Annotated in this window: 20 protein-coding genes; 17 read left to right on the top strand and 3 right to left on the bottom strand. The window is 25.6% G+C overall.

The genetic code is table 4. The annotated features are described in order from the left end of the window. Positions 1 to 117 precede the first annotated feature (117 nt). Positions 118 to 1,698 carry a hypothetical protein gene (locus UPA3_RS03080; protein WP_006689042.1) on the bottom strand — a complete coding sequence of 527 codons (1,581 nt, stop codon included), beginning with the start codon at positions 1,696 to 1,698 and terminating at the stop codon, positions 118 to 120. A gap of 313 nt (positions 1,699 to 2,011) precedes the next feature. Between UPA3_RS03080 and rplM the strand changes: the two genes are divergently transcribed. The 4 genes from rplM (at position 2,012) to UPA3_RS03060 (ending at position 4,825) form a co-directional block, all read left to right on the top strand. After that, positions 2,012 to 2,458: a 50S ribosomal protein L13 gene (gene rplM / locus UPA3_RS03075; RefSeq protein ID WP_006688786.1), complete on the top strand. Its 447-nt coding sequence runs from the start codon at positions 2,012 to 2,014 to the stop codon at positions 2,456 to 2,458. Positions 2,459 to 2,477: 19 nt separating this feature from the next. Then, a complete protein-coding gene (rpsI, locus tag UPA3_RS03070; RefSeq protein ID WP_006688496.1) occupies positions 2,478 to 2,879 on the top strand; it encodes a 30S ribosomal protein S9 in 402 nt (133 codons plus the stop codon). Positions 2,880 to 2,948: 69 nt separating this feature from the next. Beyond that, the gene (locus tag UPA3_RS03065) at positions 2,949 to 3,902 is read left to right on the top strand and encodes a DUF2156 domain-containing protein (RefSeq protein ID WP_006688790.1); all 954 of its coding nucleotides are present in this window, start codon (positions 2,949 to 2,951) and stop codon (positions 3,900 to 3,902) included. A gap of 5 nt (positions 3,903 to 3,907) precedes the next feature. Continuing rightward, the gene (locus tag UPA3_RS03060) at positions 3,908 to 4,825 is read left to right on the top strand and encodes an ATP-grasp fold amidoligase family protein (RefSeq protein WP_006688475.1); all 918 of its coding nucleotides are present in this window, start codon (positions 3,908 to 3,910) and stop codon (positions 4,823 to 4,825) included. A gap of 37 nt (positions 4,826 to 4,862) precedes the next feature. Here UPA3_RS03060 and UPA3_RS03055 read toward each other — a convergent pair whose 3' ends face one another. Beyond that, positions 4,863 to 6,149 (bottom strand): potassium channel family protein, encoded by a 1,287-nt coding sequence (locus UPA3_RS03055; RefSeq protein WP_006688606.1) that lies wholly within the window; start codon positions 6,147 to 6,149, stop codon positions 4,863 to 4,865. Positions 6,150 to 6,213: 64 nt separating this feature from the next. Beyond that, on the bottom strand, positions 6,214 to 7,950 hold the full coding sequence (locus UPA3_RS03050; RefSeq protein WP_010891819.1) for a hypothetical protein: 1,737 nt from the start codon (positions 7,948 to 7,950) through the stop codon (positions 6,214 to 6,216). A 195-nt stretch (positions 7,951 to 8,145) separates the two neighbouring features. Here UPA3_RS03050 and UPA3_RS03045 point away from each other — a divergent pair, with 195 nt between their 5' ends. From UPA3_RS03045 to UPA3_RS02985, 13 genes are all read left to right on the top strand, one after another. Further along, on the top strand, positions 8,146 to 12,249 hold the full coding sequence (locus UPA3_RS03045; RefSeq protein WP_006688805.1) for an AAA domain-containing protein: 4,104 nt from the start codon (positions 8,146 to 8,148) through the stop codon (positions 12,247 to 12,249). Between the two features lie 239 nt (positions 12,250 to 12,488). Continuing rightward, on the top strand, positions 12,489 to 14,279 hold the full coding sequence (locus UPA3_RS03040; RefSeq protein WP_006689021.1) for a ribonuclease J: 1,791 nt from the start codon (positions 12,489 to 12,491) through the stop codon (positions 14,277 to 14,279). Positions 14,280 to 14,309: 30 nt separating this feature from the next. After that, complete coding sequence (locus UPA3_RS03035) at positions 14,310 to 15,143, top strand: Cof-type HAD-IIB family hydrolase (protein ID WP_006688535.1); 834 nt, start codon at positions 14,310 to 14,312, stop codon at positions 15,141 to 15,143. Positions 15,144 to 15,229: 86 nt separating this feature from the next. After that, the gene (gene rpsP, locus UPA3_RS03030; RefSeq protein ID WP_010891817.1) at positions 15,230 to 15,535 is read left to right on the top strand and encodes a 30S ribosomal protein S16; all 306 of its coding nucleotides are present in this window, start codon (positions 15,230 to 15,232) and stop codon (positions 15,533 to 15,535) included. 12 nt (positions 15,536 to 15,547) lie between these two features. Further along, positions 15,548 to 16,234 (top strand): tRNA (guanosine(37)-N1)-methyltransferase TrmD, encoded by a 687-nt coding sequence (gene trmD, locus UPA3_RS03025; protein WP_006688650.1) that lies wholly within the window; start codon positions 15,548 to 15,550, stop codon positions 16,232 to 16,234. Between the two features lie 9 nt (positions 16,235 to 16,243). Next, entirely contained in the window at positions 16,244 to 16,615 is a 372-nt protein-coding gene (gene rplS / locus UPA3_RS03020; protein ID WP_006688591.1) for a 50S ribosomal protein L19, read from the top strand. Positions 16,616 to 16,749: 134 nt separating this feature from the next. Continuing rightward, positions 16,750 to 18,234, top strand: coding sequence for a YitT family protein (locus UPA3_RS03015; RefSeq protein WP_006689046.1), 1,485 nt, complete (start codon positions 16,750 to 16,752; stop codon positions 18,232 to 18,234). 187 nt (positions 18,235 to 18,421) lie between these two features. Next, the gene (locus tag UPA3_RS03010) at positions 18,422 to 18,601 is read left to right on the top strand and encodes a hypothetical protein (protein WP_006688494.1); all 180 of its coding nucleotides are present in this window, start codon (positions 18,422 to 18,424) and stop codon (positions 18,599 to 18,601) included. A gap of 62 nt (positions 18,602 to 18,663) precedes the next feature. Then, on the top strand, positions 18,664 to 19,857 hold the full coding sequence (locus UPA3_RS03005) for a hypothetical protein (RefSeq protein ID WP_006688586.1): 1,194 nt from the start codon (positions 18,664 to 18,666) through the stop codon (positions 19,855 to 19,857). 34 nt (positions 19,858 to 19,891) lie between these two features. Continuing rightward, positions 19,892 to 20,332: a hypothetical protein gene (locus tag UPA3_RS03000; protein ID WP_006689058.1), complete on the top strand. Its 441-nt coding sequence runs from the start codon at positions 19,892 to 19,894 to the stop codon at positions 20,330 to 20,332. Positions 20,333 to 20,346: 14 nt separating this feature from the next. After that, positions 20,347 to 21,480: an ABC transporter permease gene (locus UPA3_RS02995; RefSeq protein ID WP_006688659.1), complete on the top strand. Its 1,134-nt coding sequence runs from the start codon at positions 20,347 to 20,349 to the stop codon at positions 21,478 to 21,480. A 4-nt stretch (positions 21,481 to 21,484) separates the two neighbouring features. Next, a complete protein-coding gene (locus tag UPA3_RS02990; protein ID WP_006688752.1) occupies positions 21,485 to 22,483 on the top strand; it encodes an ABC transporter permease in 999 nt (332 codons plus the stop codon). 3 nt (positions 22,484 to 22,486) lie between these two features. Then, positions 22,487 to 24,007: an ABC transporter ATP-binding protein gene (locus UPA3_RS02985; protein WP_006689057.1), complete on the top strand. Its 1,521-nt coding sequence runs from the start codon at positions 22,487 to 22,489 to the stop codon at positions 24,005 to 24,007. Position 24,008: the final 1 nt, after the last annotated feature.

Here is a 24,008-nt window from a genome sequence, read left to right as displayed (position 1 = left end):
TTATATTATACAATAGGAAATTAAAAAAAAATAATTTTCTAAAAAAATATTTTTAATACTGTTTTTAAAATATTTATTAGTTTAATTGAATAATTATTAACTTTAAAGTAAGAATTATTATTGATTGTTCTTCGTTTTTAAAAACTCATCTCAACCAAGAATTGATGCGTTTTGGCTATATAAATCTTCTTCACCTTTTTTAACATATTGGCGTGTTTCATCGCTAAATCTGCGGTCAGTAAAGGCCCAATTTTTAATTTGTTTACCTTCATCCATCATTTTTTTAAAAGCTGAATTTTTAATTAAGCCATGCACACCCATTAAAATTAAATTAACATTTAAATTTTTAATAGGTTCATAATTTGTTGCTGTTCAATTAATGTGGTTTTTTTTAATACTAATTTGTTCTATATCACTTAATTGGTTTTTTATTACATCATTTAAATAATAAGCTAAGTTAGGATCTTCATGGACACTAGTTGATAGTTCGCCTTTAACTAATAAATCTGGTTTTAAACCCAAAGCAATACAAATATCTAAAACTTGGGAATTAGTTGCTCAAATTTTTCAATCATCACGGTTTTGATCGCGATGATATTTAAATGGCGAATCAATGCCTGTTTTAATCGTTTGTATACCATTTTTCAATTCTAATTCATCATTTGTTAGTAATTTTTTTAAAGTTGGAATTTTAAATTTTTCTTGTGCTTTCAAATGTTCTAATTCATCTTTTGGCATTCCAAAAGCTTTTGATAAAGTATATAACATACGATGCATTCCGATGATACCATAACTTGCGTGTCAAACAATACTCATTGGTAAAGGAATTAAATCATTTTTTTGATTTATTTTTAAAAATTCACGAGCTAAATAACCTTTATAATTTTGGTTAATCATTCAATTAGCAAATTCTTGTGTAATTTTTAAATTACGATTGCCATTCTTATCATAAATATTAGGGACAATAGCATCATCATAAATGTAAACAACTTTATCTGCTGTTTTTGCAAATGAATTTTGTAATTTAGATGCTAAAACGCTTTTTTCAACAGAATTACCTTTAGATGAAATTAATGATCCAAACGATTTTCAAGTATCTAAAAGATCGACTGCATCCATAGATTTTGGTGTAGGAAAAAATGCACCGAATCCTGGTAGTTCTTCAAAATCAGGTTTAGAATATAATAATGGGTATTCAGCAGGTAATAAAATACCTGGAGCATTAATTTGGCTATCATCTTTTTGAATAGGTGCATAATTAATTAAAAATAGTGCTGTTTTCTTTTGCTGGCGTCATTTTTTTCAAAATGGTGAATTAGCATACATTTTAATATCATCTTTAATGATCCTAATTACATTTTCAATTTGTGCACTAAAAGTTGACTTATATTCATTTTTATCAATCATTGATTTAAAATTTTTAGATTTTGTTAAATCAATATATTTATCTAAATCTTTTGCAAGTTTGCGTGCTTGTTGAAATGGACTATTTCATCAATGAACTCAATCGATAAAATTATCCTTACCTTCTTTTTTATTTAATATAGCCTCAATAATCTTATTTGCTTGTTCTTGTGAATTAAAATTTTTTGTTTTTTGATTATTTTGTTTTGAGCAAGCGGCAATACTTATCGTTGCTATTACTCCTGTAAACAATAAAGCTAATGATGATGTTATTATTTTATTCTTTCTTTTCATAATTTTTTATAGATTCCTTTTATAGACTCCTAATATTATTTAACGATAAAATTTGGAATTTACGATAATCTATATATCAAAAATATAAAAAATAATTAATTTACCATAAATTGTAAAAATATAAAAGTTTTTTTAAAAAAAGAAACATTAATGAGTGATTATTTTAAATAATATAAAAGATTTGATTTTTATTCTATATTATTTTGTTAACTTTTTAGTATAATAATATTTAGTTACATCTAAAAAATCCAATATTTTTAATTTTTAAAACTTATTTATACAGAAATAAGAACTTTTTTTAAGGAGAGAAAAAATGCAAAAGTCTTCAATGCTTAAGAAAGAAGTCGCTATTGCGCGTCGACAATGATATTTAGTTGATGCAACAGATTTAGTTTTAGGTCGTTTATCTGTTAAAGTAGCAGATATTTTAAGAGGAAAGAATAAAGTTGATTATACACCAAACGTTGATGCAGGTGATTATGTGGTAGTTATCAATTCAGATAAAGTTGTTTTAACTGGTCAAAAAGCATTACGTGAAAATTGATATAATCATTCACACTATATTGGTGGTTTAAGAACACGTAGTGGGGAAGAAATGATTAGCAAATATTCAGATGAACTTATTCGTCGTTCAGTTAAAGGAATGCTTCCAAAAAATAAATTAGCAAAACAAATTCTAAACAAATTATTCATTTATAAAAATGATAAACATCCCCATGAAGCACAACAACCAACTATTTTGGAATTAAAATTAAAATAGAAGAAGGAATTAAATTATTATGCAAAAAAGTAATATTGTTGAATACAAAGGTTTAGGTCGTCGTAAATCTTCAATTGCAAGAGTTAAATTAGTTCCAGGTTCTGGAAAGGTTCTTGTTAATGATCGTCAACCAGAAAATTATTTTCCAAATAAATTAGTTATCCAAGACATGATGCAACCATTGGTTTTAACAAAAACAGCTGAAACTTATGATGTTTATGTTAAAGTTATTGGTGGTGGATTTAATGGACAAGCTGGAGCAATTCGTTTAGGAATTACTCGTGCTTTAATTCAAACTCGCGAAGATTTAAAAACCGATTTACGTAAAGCTGGTTTAGTAACACGTGATTCACGTGTTAAAGAACGTAAGAAATTTGGGCTATATGGTGCACGTCGTGCTCCTCAATTTACAAAACGTTAATTTATTTTTAATTATTAAACATTTAAAAATCCATTTTATATGGATTTTTATTATATCTTATAAGGTTATATGTATACAAAACTAACATGAAATAATTATGAATTTGTTGAGCAAATAAAAGAAGATATTAATCCTGGACAACAAATTTCGACCTTGACATTATTATTATGAACTTATTATGGTTATGATATTTATTTTGAGTATTTAAAAGATAAAAATATTGTTCTATTTTATGCACAAGCAAATGAAGAATTAAAGATAATTGAACAAAATAAAATTGCAACACAGTTTATTGGCAAATTTTTTATTATATTCGCTTATTTTGATGCAAAAAAATATGATTGAACAACATTGATTCCAATTGCTTTAGAAGCATTAAAAACAAATTTTAAAAAAGAATTTTTATTAGCAATTAATGGAATACAAGATGAAAATTATTTAAATAATTTATCTCAATTTAATTTTGAATTAATTTATAGTTGATATTCAAATTTTATTTATGAAACGCAATCATTAAAATACTTTTGTGGAAAAATTCTACAAAAAAAGCGTAATAATCTTAATTTTTTTATTAAAAATTTTAAAAATGATTATGAAATTATTAAGTATAATCCTAAATTTCATTTACATGAGGTTTGCACTTTCTTAAAAGAATGAGATGTTAAAAATTTTATTAATTCAAAAAGAATGCTAGTTAATTCTAATTCTGATTTGTTATTAAACACACAAACTAATCCTTATTTTATGGGATCACTTTTAATAAAAAAATCAATAAATAAAATAGTTGGATTTACATTAGTTTATACTCGTCCAAATATTGCAGAAATTCTTATTGAGCAAACAGATCGTGAAATTAGAGGTATGTATCAATATTTATTATCACAAAATTTAATAATTAATAATATTAATAATTGATTGATAGATCGACAAGATGGGGCGTGGTCTGATAATATAAGTGCTTCAAAATTATCATATGCTCCTAAAATAATTACTAAGAGAGTTAATGTTTTAATCAAGGAATAAAAAATATGATAACTGATAAATTAATTAAAGAATTAAATGAAATTACAAGATTATATTATAAAAATGATCGTAATCAATTTAAAAAATCTTTAATAAATATATGAAGCAAAACAATGGGTTATACTCCGAATTTGCAAGACCCAAAAACTTATAATGAAAAACTACTTTATATGTATTTAAATACAGATCAATCGAAAATTTTAGAAATTGTCGATAAAATAAGTTTTAAAAAATGATTAATAAAACATCGATTATATCAATATCAAGTTCCAACTTTAGCAATTTTTAATCGTCAAAATCAAATTACTTTATTAGATCTTAATAAGTTCCCTAAACCTTATATTATTAAATTGAATAATAGCACTGAAAATGAAGATTTATATATTATTCGTGAAACTACTTCACAAGCAGAATTAACACAAATAATAACTCATTTTAATAACATCTTGCTTAATAAAAAAATTAATCATCCACGTAATTTTTATGAAACATGATGTTATTCACAAATTAAACCACAAGTACTTATTGAACCTTTATTAGGAAAACAAACACTCGTTGCTGATTATAAAATATTTTGTTTTGCACAAGAGCAATTTTGTTTATATATGAATAAGGATGAAATTGAAAAAAATAATTGAAATTGGGATTTTTTAAAAAGTAATATTTTTGATTTAAAAAATAATAAATCAATTTTAAATCATGAAATAATTAATTTTGACTTTAGTGAAATAAAAGATGTTTGCCAAAAAATTTATGAAGTTTTAAAAAATGATTTTAAACACTTTCGTATTGATTTTTATTATGTTGATCATCGCTTGTATATTGGTGAAATTACTTTTAACACATCAAACGCTTTTTTTACTTTTTGAGATGATCCTCAGTGAAAACAAAAAGACATTGAGTGAGGTAAATATTGAAAATAAAATTAAAAACCAGCAATTTAACCTTGCAGGTTTTTAATTATTTTTTTGTTGATGATCGACCTAATACTTTTGTTACATTTGAAGCACTACGTACTTTGACGTTTGAAACACTAATTCGTTTTGTATCATCAAATAAATCATCACTAAAATAAATTTTCTTTCGGCGTTTCGCTTTCATTTTTAAAGCTTCACGTTCTTGATTTTGAAGATCTTCAATTCGTTTAATTTCTTCTGGATCCTGAATAACATTATTTTTAATTAATTCTTGGACAATATCTACTTTAATTTGCTCAGAAAATTCATGCAATAATCGCTCGTTTTCATTTTGAAATTCTAACAATCTACGGCTATCACGGCGTTTACCAAATTCATTAATTACTGAAATTAAAGCTGAAGCAAATAATGAAGTCAGAAAACCATAATAGGTAACACCAATTACACCTAAAATAACGGCAAATACTTTACCAGCTGGAGAAACAGGTGTAACATCACCATAAGCTATCGTGGTAATTGTTCCCATAGAAAACCACAAAGTTTCACCAAAATTTTTAAGTTTGTACAACGGATTACCAGGCAAAATATGCTTTATTTCATAATAATTTTGTTCAATTCTATAAATAATAAAACTTAATAGAAAAGTAAATAAAACTAAAATTAAGAATGATGATAATAATACACGTCAACGCCGTTTAAAAATTTGTCAAAAGAAATTAACTTCACTACTCAAAATAACATTTTTGATAATTTTAGAATGCGCACCTAAGATTTTAATTAAAAACATACAAGGAACAACATTCATATAAGCATTATTATTGATGATTTGATAATAATAATCAAATTTTTGTGAATATGAAGTTGTTTCATTCATTTTTGCTACAAAATCTAATAATCCTGTATTATAAATGATAACAATTGCTACAAAAGATACTAGATCCAATAAATTAACAAAACGAAATGGTGCTATTAAAAAAGCCTTTAGTCTTGAAATTGAATTGTATGTGTAATCAGCGTATGAAATACGAATTAAATAATCAATAATAAAAAAAATATTAAAAGCATAATAAACTTCAAAATATTTAGCAATAAAGTCTATGTGCTCTTCATTAGCTTGTTTTAATTCAATTTGATTATAAATAATAATTGTAACGGAACAAAAAGCAATCATTAAGACGAATAATTGATAAAAAAATGAGAAAAAAGTTTCAGGCACTAACATGCGTTGATATGCTTTCATATCTGTTCATTCATAAAAAAAGTAACGAATTCGATTAAAATAAATAATTTTATTTTTTCTAATAAATTCTTTACGCTCATCATTTGTCATCGTTTTATTTTACTCCTATTATTTTAAATAAAATAATTAAATTTAAAAACTTATATATTAAGTATTAAATAATTGACTCATTAACCAACTCGTATTCATTATCTATTAATGAATATAACATTTTTACATTAAAAACATAAATTAATAAATTTTTAACACCATCATTTTGAGCACGAACAAAGAGTTCATCTAATACATTTAAGATATCAACATTATCTTTAATTTCAATAATTTTAACAAACATGTCTTCATCATCATGAAGATTAGAATATAAAGCATCATATCAATGATTATTTAAATCAATTTCACGCTTTGTAAAACCTTTTTTACTTAAAGCTTCATTGGCTAAATTTAATTGATGATTTTTAGAAAAAATCATGTTTTTATTACTATTTCCTAATTCGTTAAAGATATTTTTATTTACTGTCTCATCAAAATAATCTAATAAGTTAAACAATAATGCTTGTTGTCCAAAATTACGCGCATTACGATTAATGATGTAATCCAATTTTAATGAATTATAAGTTATATTTTTCTTAGTGATTTCAGATGGACGACCATAGACTGTTAAATCATTCATTAGCGTCTCAAATCCTAATTCATCCAAAGCTTTAAAAACCACGAATGTAAAAAAGTCTACAAAAAATAATTGTGATTCATCGTTTAATGGAATTTCTGTTTTTGAAGCGTGTTTTTTAATGTCTAATAAAAGTGTTAATAACTCAGTATTTTTTTCGCTGTAATCTAAAAAACGATATAAAGAGTTGACAAAGAAAGGAAATTTTTGTAAAAGTTTTCGTGTATTAACATTAGCAATGATTGATAATTGATAGAAAATAAAACTCATTAAGCGACGTCCGCTTGTTTTTGTTTTATAACGATCCAAACGGACAACATTTGTTTTCTCTAAATCGATAATGTTACGGAAAATTTTACGTTCGTCTAAATATTTAAAACCACTAGCATCGAAGATTACTGTATTATTTAATTGGTTTAAGGTTTTGAAATATTTTAATATTTTAGGATATTGATCACTATTAATATCTACAACATCATAAAAAAATGTGTAATTATTTTGAACAACGAATTTAGAACGTTCTAAAAAGCGTGAATAAAAAGTTACTTTAGCATTAATCTTTTCTTGAGAATTACTTTCGATAAAATATTTATCATATATTCTTTTAAGACCTTTGGTCATGTTTGAAACAATATAATTACGTTTATTATTTTTTAAACTACTAAATAAAGCGACAAAAGCTGAAATAATAACAGCAACAACTAAAGAAAATAGTAAACTTAAGAAAGCAATATATCCATCTTTACCCCACAAATTAATAATTGCATCACCCCGTAAAAAAGTAACAGATATTAAAGGAACAGCTAGTGTAGTTCCTAAAGTACTAAATGCTGTTAAAACAGGCATCAAAAAGATTTTTGAACGAGATGTTATTTCACGGTCTGCGAACGCTGAGTTGATTTCTTCAATCTTTTTAACAACAGTATTTAAACGGCGTCTTTTCCACCAATTAATTAAAGGGTTATTAGAAGGCAAGTTTTTAAAGTTTTCTAAACTTGCATTTGACAGTAAAAAATTTTTAATATCATTAATACATTGGTCTTCAGTTGCGCTTGAAATTGATGATCAATTAGGAATTTCTACATCCATTAAACTAATTAGATCGTTCATTAGTTTATAAGAAGTGTTTTCGGGAACGCCATATAAAGCTACAACTCTTTTGTTTTTTGATACTAATGTTTTGGTCAATTTTTCGATTTCCAAATCAGATAAATTATTTCTCATATAAATTTAGTTTGCTTACTTAATCCATTTAATTTGTATGTTATATAATTATACAACTTTATAACAAAGTTATTTTTTAAATGTAGATTAAAAATATGAATTATATTAGCACAAATAAGATAAATAATTTGATATTAAAACTTTCTTATTTTTAGTTAAAATAATCATATTATAAAAAACGAGGTATCCACAAGTATGAAAAAAGCGATTAAACAAAAATTGATGAATCTTGTTAATTTAAATCCGCATGATTCAATTATTTTAACAAGACTTTCATCATCAAGAAATATAGACTTATTTAAGTATATTAAAAAAGAAGATCTAATTAGTTTTGTTAATGGCGAAATTAGTTATGTTGAATTAAATGTAGGTAAGAATTTAAATTTATTTGAAGAAAGTTTAAAAAATGCTTTAAATATTGGTGAATTTTTAGAAATCTTAGTAAATTACAATGTAAATTTAGCAGATAATAAAATTAATTTACTACAACGTGATTTTCATGCAAATAAGAAAAAAATTATTCCTTTAGCAATTGAACAATTGTTAGCATTTAGAAAAAAGTTTATTTCTATTAATAGACTAGCAAAAAATTATTTTGAAGATACAACTGTTTGACCTCTTTACTTTACTTTTAATTTTTTGAAAGGAAAATTATTACCAAACGATCCTTTTAAATCACCATTAACTTTATTTAAAGTTGAAATTCGAGAAGAAGCTGATAAAATTTTTATCGCTAAAATTCAAGATGAGCCAATTGTTAATGAAAAAATCCAAATCTTTTTAAAAAAAGGTTATCAAGATTTTAAGGTTGAAACAACAGAATTGTTGACTAATTATGAATTGTCTTCAACTATTAAAATGATTGAAGATATGACAGGTCAAAAAATTAATATTAACGAAAACGAATTTGTTCCTTTCATGAACGAAAATGAGACACAAATTTTAGATCGATATACAACTTTTGAAATTGAACCATCAGCTGTACTGGGGTTATTCGAACCCGATGGGGGCGCTTTAAAAGCTGATTTACATAAAATTATTGAAATGGATGTTGATCCATTTGAATCAGAAAACGATGGTTTGAATAAACCAGTTGAATATTATGAAGATAAAGTAATTAAAGAACAAATGGTGGTGGAAATTGGACGTCCTCTAAATATTTTTCAAAAATATGCTGTTGCATCATCACTTTCACAAAATACTTTGATTTATGGACCTCCTGGAACAGGAAAGTCTGAAGTAATTGCAAATATTATCTTTAATGTTTTATTAAAAGGAAAAAGTAGTTTATTAGTATCAGAAAAACGTGCGGCTTTAGATGTATTAACAGAAAGAATAGGTTCGCTTTCACAATTTGCTTTATATGTTTATGATTTAACAAACAAAGAAACTTTTTTTGAAAAAATTTCTAATTTAAATGATTTATTAGGTACACAATGGTATCGTGAACAATCTCGTTCTACAAAGATTAAAGAAATAGAACCAATTAAATTTACTCCAGAGGAATCAATGTTTTTTAAAAATTATGAGGATTGAAATTCTGAATTACTACAATTAGTTAAAAAACACTGGAGTATAGAAGATTATAATGATGGCATTTATAAAATGGACTATGCTGATTATGTGGCTACCAAAAATGAATTAGGAGAACAAATTGTTAAAGAATGATTAACTCCCCAACAATTTAATGAAGAAAATGAAAAACGAACAACATTATTTGAAGAGATCAGCACTATTTTTAATGAATACAATTTGTTAAAAATTGAAGATTTATTTACAGCTTATCTAAGATTTACTTCTTTTATTAAAAAATATAAGCTAACAGATAATTATAGTTCTATAGAAATTTTAAAACATTTAAAAATGATTACCAATAAAATTCAAACCAATGATGAATTAGTGACAAAATTTTTGATGCATGCTAATAGAATCACCAAAGACATTGATAATTATTACAACTTTTTAGCTGAACATAATCTTGAATCGAACACTATTTTTATGAATAAATCAATTCGTGATAAACGTATTTTTATAGACAAAATTGGTGATTATTTAAAGTTCCGTAAAGATGTGATAGATAAAGATTTTAGTTTGCAATCAAAAACAACACAAGAACTAAATGAAATTATTGATTTATGTGATAATTTTTTTACAAAACACAAAAAATTATTAGCCAAAAATGAATGATTTAGTTTTCTAATTAAAAACAAAGATCGTATTTCAGCATTTTTATCAATTTATAATAATGCAAGTGATGAAAACAAACAAATTATTTTTGCTGAATTTATTAGTAACGGTACAATTATTACTAACGCTGACCCAAGCGATGAATCATCATTAAGTTTAAAAGAAATTAAAACACGCAATCGTGATAGTCAAGAAGTAATTGAATTATTCATAGATTTTTTAAATAATATTGAATATTTATCTAAACCAAAAATGGACCAAATTGCTTCGTATCGTGAATTTATCAACCAGGATGTTGATTTTTTGTCAAAATTACATACGCTTGCTGAAATTTATACACCAACAATGCAAGATATTATTCGTGAATGATCATGATTATCTTTACCATATATTAAAACGCTGTATTTAGAACCATTAATTTTATTTGATCTTGAAAAGATTGGTAAAATTATGAAACATGTTTCAACATTAATCACGCACGATCAATTTAAGAAATTAAAAGTGATTGTTTTATGAGATGAAATTACACATATAATTCCAATGTTTTCTGAAACTAAAGGGCGTTTATTGCAAGATATTATTATTCAATTAAGACGTGAATCAATGCGCTCCGCTAAAATTGTTGGTGAAATTGTTTTTAAAAAATATATTAATAATTTAAGAAATTATTTAACAAAACTACCTCAACAAGAAAAAGATGAAATTACTAACGCATTACGAATTGCTTCATCACGTTCTTGACCATCAATTTCACGTTATTTATCTAAATATTACACTGCTTTAAAACGTTTATTTCCGATTTGGGTTGCGCGTCCAGATAATGTTGCATCTTTAATTCCATTAGTTGAGAATGAATTTGATTATGGAATTTTTGATGAAGCATCCCAAATGACAATTGAACGATCATATCCTATTGTGTATCGTTGTAAAACTAAAGTTGTCTCTGGTGATGATAAACAATTAAAGCCAACATCATTCTTTATTAATAAGTTAGCTGATAGTGACTTTGAAATTGATGATTTTGATAAAGTAGATTCTTTATTAGAACGTGCTAAAACTTCATGATGAAATGAATATCATTTAAAAAATCATTATCGTTCTGATTCAAAAGAGTTAATCGAGTTTTCAAATAAATACATTTATAACAATAATCTAGAAGTAGCCACACGCCAAGGTGCTTTTGAAAAAGGAATTGACGTTATTAATGTTAATGGAGTTTGAGAAAAAGGTAATCCATTAGAAGCAGAACAAACAATTGCAACATTAATTGATAATTGAAAAAAATATGAAAAAATCTTAATTGTAACATTTAATGCTATACAAGCTAGTCTAGTTGAAAACCTACTTTTTGAACGAATGAATATATTTGAAAAGGGATTGTGTGACAAAATTGAAAATAATGAAATTGTGATAACTAATCTTGAAAATGTTCAGGGTAACGAAGGTGATTTAGTTATTTTATCAATTGCTTATGGCCCAAATCCTGAAGGAAATTTACGTAATAATTTTGGACCACTTAATGCTAAGGGCGGAATGAATCGTTTAAATGTAGCGATCACTCGTGCACGTAAAAAAATGATTGTTATAAAATCACTTTATGGTCATCAAATTCAAGTTTCAAATCTTAATAATCAAAATGCACTGACATTTAAACGCTTTATTGAATATGTTGATCGAATTAATGGTCAATTAAGTATTAATGATTCACTTGAAAGTTTAGAACAACAAACATATTTAGAATTTGATAATGATTTAGTTAAAGAAATCTATAGCGAACTAACAAAAAAATTATCAAATAAATACCAAATCTTTCCAAATTGAAACATTGGTACTAAAAAAATTGATTTAGTAATTATTAAAAAAGAAACTAAAGAAATTGTAAAAACAATTCTACTAGAAACTTGAAAAGAAAACCGTAGTGTTCAGATTATGTTTGAGGATATTGATCGACAATATTTTTTAGAAGATCGAGGTTATTCAACTTACAGAATTAAAGAGTATGAATGATATATTGATAAACATAAAATTGTGTCACGAATTAATGATTCGTTATCATCAAATAATAACAATAATAAAATTGATTATGTTTTATGGCAACAAAATAATTTTTAATCAAAATATTCACTAATTGTACAAAGTATTAAGAGTAGTATAATTCTTAATACTTTTTAATTTATTAAATATAACTTCAATATCAACTAAAATAATAATCATTTTTCATATTTTTAACTTTTTCTAATATAATTATTATTAATAATATATATCAAGATTTGTATAAATGATGTTACAACATTGTTTATATGTTTATATAAATAAATTTTTAATAATAAAACCAATTATAAGGAGTTAAAATGGAAAATACCAAAAAAAGTCCTACATATGTTTATGCTTTAGGGGGGCTAGAAGAAATTGGTAAAAACACTTATGTTGTTGAACATGAAGATGAAATTATTTTAATTGATGCGGGCATTAAATTTGCTAATGCATCTTTACCAGGATTTGATGGAACTGTTGCCAATTTTGATTATTTAATAAAAAACAATCATAAAATTCATTCATTAGTAGTTACTCATGGTCATGAAGACCATATTGGGGGGATTCCTCACATTTTGCGACATGTTAAAATTAAGACTATCTATGCACCAACATTAGCAGCAAAATTAATTGAACGTCGTTTAAGTGAATATAAAGATATTAAACCTCCGCGTATTATTGTCTTTGAAGATGAGTCAATGTATAAAACAAAATATTTTGAAGTTGATTTTTATCGTGTTTGTCATTCAATTCCTGATTCATTTGGAATTTGTGTAAAAACACCAAACGGATACATTGTAACAACTGGTGATTTTAGATTTGATTTTGCTACAGCTGGTGATGAGACTAATTTAGCTAAGATTTCACAAATTTCTAATCGTGGAATCTCAGTATTAATGTGCGAATCAACAAGTGCTGAAATTCCTGGATTTAGTGAAAGTGAACGATATGTTATTGATAACATTCGTGATTATATGGTAAATATTAAAGGACGAACTTTTATTTCAACATTTGCTTCTAATTTAGGTCGTGTTGAAGAAATTATTGCTATAGCTGTTGGTTTAAATAAAAAAATCTGTATCATTGGTAAATCAATGGAAGCTAATATTAAAACAAGTCGAAAATTGGGTTATTTAAATGTTCCTGAATCTTCATTTATCACACATAAAGAATTGCCATTTTATAAAGATCATGAAATTGTTGTAATTTTAACTGGTTCACAAGGTGAAAAAATGGCGGCTTTAAATGTTATGGCTAATAATAACCACTCAAAAATTACTTTAAAACCATCAGATACAATTATCTTATCATCAAATCCAATCCCAGGAAACTATGCTCAAGTCGAAGCAATGGTTAATAAACTTTATAAACTCGGATTAACAGTTTATGAAAATTCACCTAACAAAAAGATTCATGCTTCTGGTCATGCCACACGGAGTGAACACCAATTAATGATTAAAGCAATTAATCCATCATATTTATTTCCAATCCATGGGGAATATAAAATGTTTCGTGCTTTAAAACAAAATGCTGTTGACCAAGGTTTTGATAAAGACCATGTCATTATTGCACCAAATGGCCAAAAATTACAATTATTAGATGGTGTTTTAAGTCATACTAATATTTATGTTGATGCTGAACCTAAATTTATTAATGGTTATGAAATTAGTTCTAAAATTAGTAAATTATTAAGTGAACGTGTTGTTTTATCCAGTGATGGTATTTTAAATCTAGTTTTAAATGCTGATTTTAAAAAAGCTAAGTTAAACTCTGCTGTAAGTATTTCAACACGAGGATGTTTTTTTGCCAAAGAATCAACTAATTTAATTAATAAAATTTCTAATGTAGCAAAATCAAGTTTAGAAGAAGCGTTGGCAAAAAAAGAATTTGATGAAAAAAAACTAAAAGAAATAGTTAGTGGAAATGTTAAATCAATTGTTTGAAAATGACGTAAGAAAAATCCAATTATTAATGTCACAATTATTAATAATGATTTGGTCGAACAGTTTAGAAAAGACAATAATTATGTTGAATTTATCAAACAAGCTGAAGTTGAAGAAATTGAACAAGAAGTTGATATTGATGATTTAATTTCAAACGGTTTATAAAAATTAGAGCCTTTAAGGAAATTATAAAATATGCAATATAAGATGTTAGTTATTGATCTAGATGGTACTTTATTAACGAAAACAAAAAACATTAGTAAAGCTAATTTACAAGGATTAAAAAAATATATTAGTTTAGGCGGTAAGGTTGTACTAAGTACAGGACGTTCATTAGAAAATACTTTAAAGATTGTGCATTTAATTCATGATCAAATCAAGGAATTAATCCAATATATTTCATGTTTTAATGGCTCATATATTTATGATGTTATTAATGAAAAAGTATTGTTTGAATCAACAATTAATAAAGATATAGTGAATGAAATCTATAAATTTTCATTAAAACATGGATTAGGATTTTGACCATATAACCAAAGGTTTATGCAAACACATTTTTTAGATGTTTATAATATTAACTATAAATTTTTATTACAACTTCATCACACAAAAAGAAAAGTTTGTTTAAACCCAATTTTTAATAAAAATGATAAATTTTATAAAATTAATATTTTACCTTCAAATTTTGTTAAAAAATTAAAACACGAGGTTATAGATCAATTGATTAAAGAATTTAGTGATCAAGTAAATATTTCATTCACCTCAAAATACATTGTTGAAGTGACTAATAAAAATATTAATAAGGCATCATCATTACGATTTATTGCTAATTTATACCAGATTAATTTAGATAAGGTTGCAACGATTGGCGATTCGCCTAATGATATTCCAATGTTTAAAATTAGTGGTTTAGCAGCGGCTGCTAGAACTAAATCTAAAACAATTATTGAACATGTTGATGTGATTATTAATTATAAAAATAATTCTAATTCTGTTGCATTATTTATTAATAATTACTTACTAAAATAAAAACCAAAGCGTTAAGTAAAAATACTTGACAGCTTGGTTTTTTTTATTTATAATTTAAAAGTTATTTTAATAATAAAACAAACGAGGTGAAAATTTTGGTAAAGATTAGATTAACAAGAGTAGGAACACATAAAAAACCATTTTTTCGTATTGTAGTTATGGATGCTAAAACCAAAGCTAATGGTGCATATATTGAAAATTTAGGTCATTATGATCCTGTTTTAGGACAAGTTGTTTTAAAAAAAGAAGCTATTTTAGCTCAATTACAAAACGGAGCACAACCTAGTGAAACGGTAAAAAATATCTTATCACAAGAAGGTATTTGAAAAGAATTTATTGCTTTAAAAGATGCAAATAAAAAACGTAAAGCTGCTTTAAGTAAAGCTAAATAATTTATAACATTAATGAAAATATCGATTTTATCTTTATTTCCTGAATTATATGAAACATGGATAAAGCATTCAATTATTAGTAATGCTATTAAAAATAACCAAGTTATAATAGAAGTTATCGATTTTCGTTTATATACAAATGATAAACATAAAAAAGTTGATGATTACCAATATGGTGGCGGAGCAGGTATGGTTTTAAGGATTGAACCAATTGTTGCTGCCATTCGTGCAATTCGTTCTTCTAATTCATATGTGATTTTAACAACACCAAAAGGTCAAGTTTTTAATCAAGAATTAGCAAACAATTTTGTTAGTAAATATGATCATATCATCATTATTGCTGGTCATTATGAAGGTTTTGATGAACGTATTAATTATTACATTGACGCCCAATATAGTATCGGTGATTTTGTCTTAACAGGGGGGGAATTACCAAGTATGGTAATTTCTGATGCTGTTATTCGTTTGTTAGATGGCGTTATTTCTCCTTCTAGTTTAGAAACTGAATCATTTAATAACTACTTATTAGATTATCCTGTTTACACACGCCCTCTTGTTTTTGAAGGGCATAAAGTACCGGATATACTATTATCTGGTCATCATAAAAATATTGCTGATTTTCGTAAACAGCAACAAGAGACGATTACTAAAAAGAATCGTCCTGATTTATATCAAAAATATTTAAATAACAAAAAGTAGGTGTAAAAAATGGCTTTATTTAAGATTAACAAAGGCGAAATTATGAATTTTGTTAATTCAACACAATTAAAAACAGATATTCCTAATTTTGATTCTGGTGATACAATTATCGTTCATAATCGAATTGTAGAAGGAAAAAAATCACGAATTCAAAAGTTTGAAGGCGTTGTTTTACGTCGTCGTGGTTCTGGTTCAAGTGAAACAGTTATTGTTCGTAAAGAATCAAGTGGTATAGGTGTTGAACAATCATTCAATATTCATTCTCCACTTGTTGAAAAAATTGAAGTTATCAAGTATGGTAAAGTAAGACGTGCTTATATTTCATACATGCGTAATCGTTCAGGCAAATCTGCAAGAATTAAAGAATTAAATAAACAATAAAATGTTTTATTTGAATAAAAACAACAATTACTATAAATAGTTGTTGTTTTTTTTATGTTTATCCTTAAAATATTATTTTGAGTAGAATATAAAATTCTTTCTTTTTATAAAAAGACTAAAAGGGGTTGATTTAATTGAGTAATAACGAAGAAAAAACGCATCATAAAAACAAAATTAAAAAGATTTTTAATTGAACAAATAAAACTAAAGAAGTATTAAGAACAGAAAATAATTTATTAAAACAAATAAGCAACGAAGCAACTATTCAACAAAGTGTACAAATTGAAAAAATTCGTTATAAAGCAGGCCTTTTAAAGTTTGCCGCTCTTTATTCAACTAAAAAAATCTTCTTACGTTACTTAATTATTGTTATTTTTTCACTTCTTGCGAGTTTATTAGTTTTATTATTAGTTCATAATACTGGAATTTATTCAGCTGGCATTATGGGAACATCACAAGGGATCGCACGAATTTTACAATCAATTATGATTTCAAATCATAGTTCACCAAAAGAAGCCAAATTAGCATACGATATTATGTTTTGATTATTTGCAATTTTTGTAAATATTCCTTTATTAATTTTTTCTTATAAAAAAATTGGCAAGCATTTTACATTAATGACATTGACATATATTATTACTGTGCAAGTTTTTGGTTTTGCTTTAAGTCAAATTCCAAACGTAGAAAAAATTATGATTTTTGGCGACAACCGTTTAAGTTATCCACCTATTAATTTGTTTTTTACTAATGGTATTTTAGATGAAAAAATAGTTAAAAATATTGAAACTGGTGTCTTGAATTATTCTAATATTACTAATTCAAAAATTGCTGATGAATTTATGCATTATGTACAAGCAAATCCTAATGCGACAATTGGTGATTTATTTCATTTAAACCAAAGTTTGACTTATCGACAATCTTTGTATGAATTTGCTAAGCCCTTATATATTTTTCATGATCTTATTATTAATAAAGTACAAATTTTATCTTGAGTAGATCCTGATCAAGCAAGTAAAATTCCTTCAATTCTAATTTATGCAGTTATTTATCCAATTTTTGATGGTATCTTCTTATCGATTGTTTATATTGCTGGAGGTTCGTCAGGTGGAACAGATATTATCTCATTTTGATATTCTAAAAAATATGGAAAACCTACCGGTTCAATATTAACCTATTTTAATGTTGCAACATTGATTATTGGAATTGTTTTAGGATCATTCATTCCTGCTGGTATGATTAACTCTCGTTATTGAGATGCACAATATTTCTTTTCACCAAATATGGTAGCATCAATTCTTGCTTCAATTGTTTTAGGAATTGTTTTTAACATTTATTTTCCAAAACATAAAAGTTTGAAAATTCAAGTTTATTCAAAAAACGTTAATGCTATCATTGAAAATTTACGTGCTAATGATTTTAATAATTCAATTACTTTAAATAGTTTAAGTGATTCATTAACATTAAGAACAAATTATTCATTAGAAATTATTTCTCCATATATTGAGTTACCATCTTTAATTCATTTAGTGCGCGATATTGATAAGAATTGTTTAATAGTGATCTATCCAATTATTGATATTGATGGAGAAATGGTTGTTAAGAAATCTACTATTAGTTAAAAATTTAATGAGAAATAAAATGGTCGTCGTGACCATTTTTTTTATTTTTTTTGAAATAAATTAGTTAAAAATAAGTTTATTAATGATTATTTTTGTAAAAAAAAATGTAATATTTGGTATTTAATTATATATTTTAGTAAAAAAACCTTATAATATAACACAATAACCAAAAGGAGAAAAAAATACGATGATTAATTTAAATAATAATCAAAATAAATTTTTTAATCATACCATTCGCATTTTTTATGGCAAACGTATTTTTTGCTCTCGTTTTATTATTATTTGCATTTCTATTATTTATAAGATGTATATTAATACAATTAAAATTAATAAGCGTTGAAGCATTATTAACAAAATGTATTTTTAATAAATCAAAATAAATTAAAGGAAGTGTAGGCTCTTTAACATAAGATTTTAGGGCAAGTATATATGAAAACAAAAAGTAATCTCAAAGCAAGATTAATAATCTTTATTAGTATATTATTAACAACTATTATTAGTTTAGTTTTATTAACTAGTTGTTCAACAAAAAAATCTAAAAAAGTAACAATTAATCAAGATACGCAAATCAAGTTTCAATCAATCACAAATAATAATATTAATCTTGCAAATGAAAAACAAATATTAAATCAATCTCAAAATAAAGAAACTAAAATTTTTCTAAACCTCTATGAGAGTTTAAAAGATTATTTTGATCAAACAATTAAACGCTCCTTGTATTTATATTATTCTTATAATTTTGCTTTACTAAATTTATATAATGCAAAATATCATGTTAAGTTAAATGATTTTAGTTTAATTTACAATACAGATAAAAATTCAAATAATGGTACTTTTGATATTAATTATAAATTAGGCTTAGTTATTGATGACATTGGTGATATTAATATACAAACTAAACCTCAATTTTATGAGCCAATTCCACCTGACAAAAAAGTGAGAAATGATGATTATCACTTTACTAAGAAAATTAAACGTTTTTGATTTGGTTCAAAAAAAGCAATAATTGATTATTTTAATGAAGCTATTAGCATGCAAATTAATTATTCAAATGTCAAAATTTATCATTCGATTATTAAATATCCAGATAGCAAAGAACATTATGAAGGATATACAATAACTGGTGGTAGTTTATATCGTTGAGTTAAACAAGCTATACCAACCGATGATAATCAAAACAAAGTCCGTTATATGATTAGTAAAATTAATGATTTAAATATTGATAACGATGTTAAATTATTTAATTTAAATGATCTTGTTTTAAAACAAATTTTTATTGTTGATCGTCCTGCACAAACATCTATTAAACCCGAACGTGATCTTGTTTATACCAATATTTGAAATAATAAATTAGATGATTTTTACTTTTCACCAATTGCATTTTTAGCACCAACATTCATTAAAAAGAATGGTAAAAAAATTACACCTTTTAATTTAAAAACAAATAAAGAGTATTTAGATAATTTATATGAAAATCTTCTAATTCAGGGGCAAAAAAACAATAATGCTCTAATTAAAGGAATGTATGTTATTTATAGTATGTATAGTTATTTTGATTTAACACTTGAACCTAAAAAACCAGGTAGTATTCATCATTGCCATGCTGATGGTTTTTGTCATTAAAGTTATTAAGAAAAGGAGTAATTATTAAATAATAATGAGTATAAAAAAACAATCGTTTCCGAATCGTTTATTAAATTATAAAAGCATTATTGTTTTAATTGCATTATTAATATTGATGGTTATTAGTCACTTAATTGTTGAATTAATTAAAGATTATCACCAATACCGTATGAATGTTTTTATAGCTTATACATGTATCTTTATGGTAGTTTTCTTATATATTATCTTCTCGCGCCAAGTTTATCGTCGCCGTTGAGCAGTTAAATTAAGAAAATATAATGAGTATAAACTTAGTTCGTGAGAAATGAAATTAGTTGATCGTTTTTATATCAATGCTAAATATGAATTACGATCTATTGATTATGCCACAATTCGCTTAAATATTTTAATTACAATTATCATTTTACCTAGTTTTATTTATGCATTAGCTTGTATGATTGCTTATATTATTAAAACCACACAATCAATTACTTAAAATAGGAGATTTATATGAATCAGAAAAACAGCTTTGAAGCTAATTCATCGCAAAACAATTATGGTGAATTGCCAATATTAAACCAAAAAAAACGAGTTAATTATTCATTTAGTAATAATTTTATTATTTTTGGTGGTGGTCGTTCACTAAAAACAGCAGCAGATCGCGATCGTGTTGTTGATCCATTAATCGATTTTTTCACTTTTGATTCAAAGTTTATGACATTTATTATTAAATCTTTGAAATTAATTGCTGAATTTTTCTTATTAGCTTGAATTGTAATTACAATTACATTCTTTTTAATTAACTCAGTACCTGGAGAATCTGCTTTAACGATCGGGATTACATCACCAGAAGCGAAAAAAGCCATTCTAGCACAGTATGGTTTAGATCGTCCAATAGGCGTTCGTTATGTTAATTATTTAGCAAATATTTTTAGAGGAGAATTTGGAGTAAGTACTTCAATTCGCCCAGGGGTTGAAATTAATTCATTTATTTGATCTCGTTATTTAGTAAGTTTTGCTGTTGGAATTTTTTCAGTATTATTAACTCTAGTTATTGGAATCCCTTTAGGTATTTTTGTTGGGCGTAAACCAGGAGGTATATTAGATAGTGTATCAACCGTTATTATTTCTGTAATTTCAGCTGTACCTTCGCTTGTATTTGGGTTAATCTTGTTATTAATTGGTAAAGAAGTTGGATTACCATTTACGTTTGATATTAATAATTTTGTGACTTATATTTTACCAGGGTTAGCATTATCACTTGGTTCAATTATTGTTTATGTGCAATATATTAAAGTTGAAATGAATCGTGAATTAAACTCAATGCATGCGAAATTTGCGTATTTAAAAGGTGCAACTGTTAACCGTTTTGTGTGATTACATGCTTTAAAACCATCATTATTCCCAATTGCAACATTCTTTCCATTTGTAATTTTAGGATCATTTGTTGGAGCGTTGTTTATTGAACAAATTTTTCAAATTCCAGGTTCAGGTTCATTATTTTTTGAAGCAATTATCTCAAAAGATTACAACGTGATTTTATTATTAGTAATTATTTATTCATTAATTACAATTATTGGTTATACAATTCGAGATGCTTTATATCAAATTATTGATCCACGTATAAGAAGAGGAGGAAAATAAATTTATGGCGAAGTTTGGAGAATATTTAAAACAAAAATCAAAAAGTATTACTTCATCATTTATAGATGAATTAACATCTGATGCACCAAATAAGTTTTTACAACCTTTTCAACACCAACAATGAAAGATTATCGGTCATTTAATTGAGTTTAGAGATAATGCATACATGGGAGGGCGCCCTCGTCCTTTTCGTGAATTTGCTAACCGATACGGACGTTCTTTTTCTGGATTAATCGGATTAGCAATTATTATTATTTTATTTATTTTGGCAATTATTATTCCTTTTACAACAGGATCACCAACAGAATTACGACCAAATAAACGATATTTAGATTATTTTACAGATGGTTTTATTTTTGGAACTGACAATAATGGGCGTGATTTATGAGCCATGCTATGGTGAGGATTACGTTATTCATTAGGAATTGCTATTATTGTAACTGCTATTGAATTAGTAGTTGGAGTAACTTTAGGGATTTTAATGGGTTATTTTGAAATGTTTGATAAAATCATGACATTCATTATTAAAATTTTAACAAACGTTCCAACAATCATCATTTTAATGATTTTAACAATTATTTTAAAACCATCATTTGGAGTTATGATTTTTGCTATTTCATTTTCTGGTTGAATTGCAATGGCTAATCAAATGCGTTCACAAGTTAAACGTGCTCGTAGTTTTTTATGGGTTGCAGCTTCAAAAACATTAGGAACAAAAGCATGAAAAATTATTTTAAATTTCTTACCAATTTTAATTCCAATGATGATTACTCAATTAGTATTTAGTATTCCAGGAGCTATTTTAGCTGAATCATCACTTGCTTTTATTGGTTTATCTTTACCAAATACACCAACTTTAGGTAATTTAATTGCAGATGGTTCATCAATCATTACTTTATATCCACGTTTTACTTTAATTCCATCATTTTTACTAGTTTGCTTAGTTGCTTCAATTCAATTAGTTGGGGGTGCCACACAAGACGCATTAAGACGTCAAAGATAATTTATGAAACAAAAAAACAACCGATATACTTATATTAACTATCTTCGTAGTCAACGCGCTTTTATTCAAACATTAAAACCACAAATTTTAAAATTAACTTCAAATAATGTTTGTTTAAATGAACAAGAGGTGGATTTAGAACCACAATTAAATAATTTAGAAGACATTAATATACAATTAACTAATGAAAAAGTTAATATTCAAGATATTGTTACTTTAGAAGAAGAAATTAATGTTAAAGATAATAATCAAAATCAAAATTTAAATGAAGAAATCTTAGCAACAACATTAATTAATGAACAGGCTAGTGGTATTAATGAAATTAGTGAACAAAAAGAAACTACAATAGCTAATAAAAAACATAAAAAACAAACAATGGCTTTTAAAGCTGCTAATTCACGAAAAAACTTTGATTTTGAAAAATTTGAAAAAAATGTTAAATATAAAAGTTTTAAAGATGGTACAGTTAAAAAAATTGCAGCTGAAATCGAAAATGTACGTTTAACTTTTACAAACCCATCAAAACCCAATGATCGTGCTTTAGTTTTACGAAATACATCTGTTCAATTTTATGAAGGTGAAGTCCATGCAATTATTGGTGAATCAGGATCTGGTAAATCAGTAATTACTTCTCTTTTGTATGGTTTGGCTGGAAAAAATGCCAATGTTGAAGAAGGTAAAATTTTATTATATAACAATGAAGTTCAAGATTTTAGCTTCAAAGATTGAGAGAAATCACGTTATTTAGGGAAAGTAATTTCTGCAGTTTTTCAAAATCCAATGTCAACATTAAATCCAACCATGAAGATTGGTAAGCAAATTATGGAAGGGATGTTAATTAATGGAATTGTTAAGACAAGAAAAGAAGCCTATAATAAATCAATTGAATATTTAAAATTAACAAAAATTAATAATCCTGAAGAAATTATGGAATTATACCCACACGAATTATCTGGTGGAATGATTCAAAGAGTTGTAATTGCCTCAATTGTTTCATTACATCCAAAAATTTTAGTTTTAGACGAACCAACAACAGCGCTTGATCCAACAGTGCAAGCTTTAGTGTTAGATGTTATTCGTGAGTTACAAGAGAAATTTAAAATGTGTATTATTTTTATTACTCACGATCTTGGAGTGGTTGCTTCAATTGCTAATTATATTTCTATTATGTATGCTGGACAAATTATTGAAGAAGGTCAGCGTGATGAAATTTTATGATACCCACAACATCCATATACTTGAGGTTTAATTATGTCAATGCCTGACGTTAATAAAGGTGATCGTTTAGCAACAATTAAAGGTTCTGTTCCATCACGTTTAAATGACATAGTTGGTGATGCATTTGCTATTCGTAATGATTATGCATTAACTCGTGATTTTGAACATGAACCTGAAATGTATCATGTAAGTGAAACTCATCGTGTTAAATCAGCATTATTAGATGAACGTGCTGAAAAGTATACACCTCCACAAATAATTTTAGATAAATGAAATAATTTTAAAAAACGACAAGAAAATAATTAAT

Source organism: Ureaplasma parvum serovar 3 str. ATCC 27815 (assembly GCF_000019345.1).
GTDB classification, from domain to species: Bacteria; Bacillota_I; Bacilli_A; order Mycoplasmatales; family Mycoplasmoidaceae; genus Ureaplasma; species Ureaplasma parvum.
This window is presented reverse-complemented; position numbering and strand designations above follow the sequence as displayed.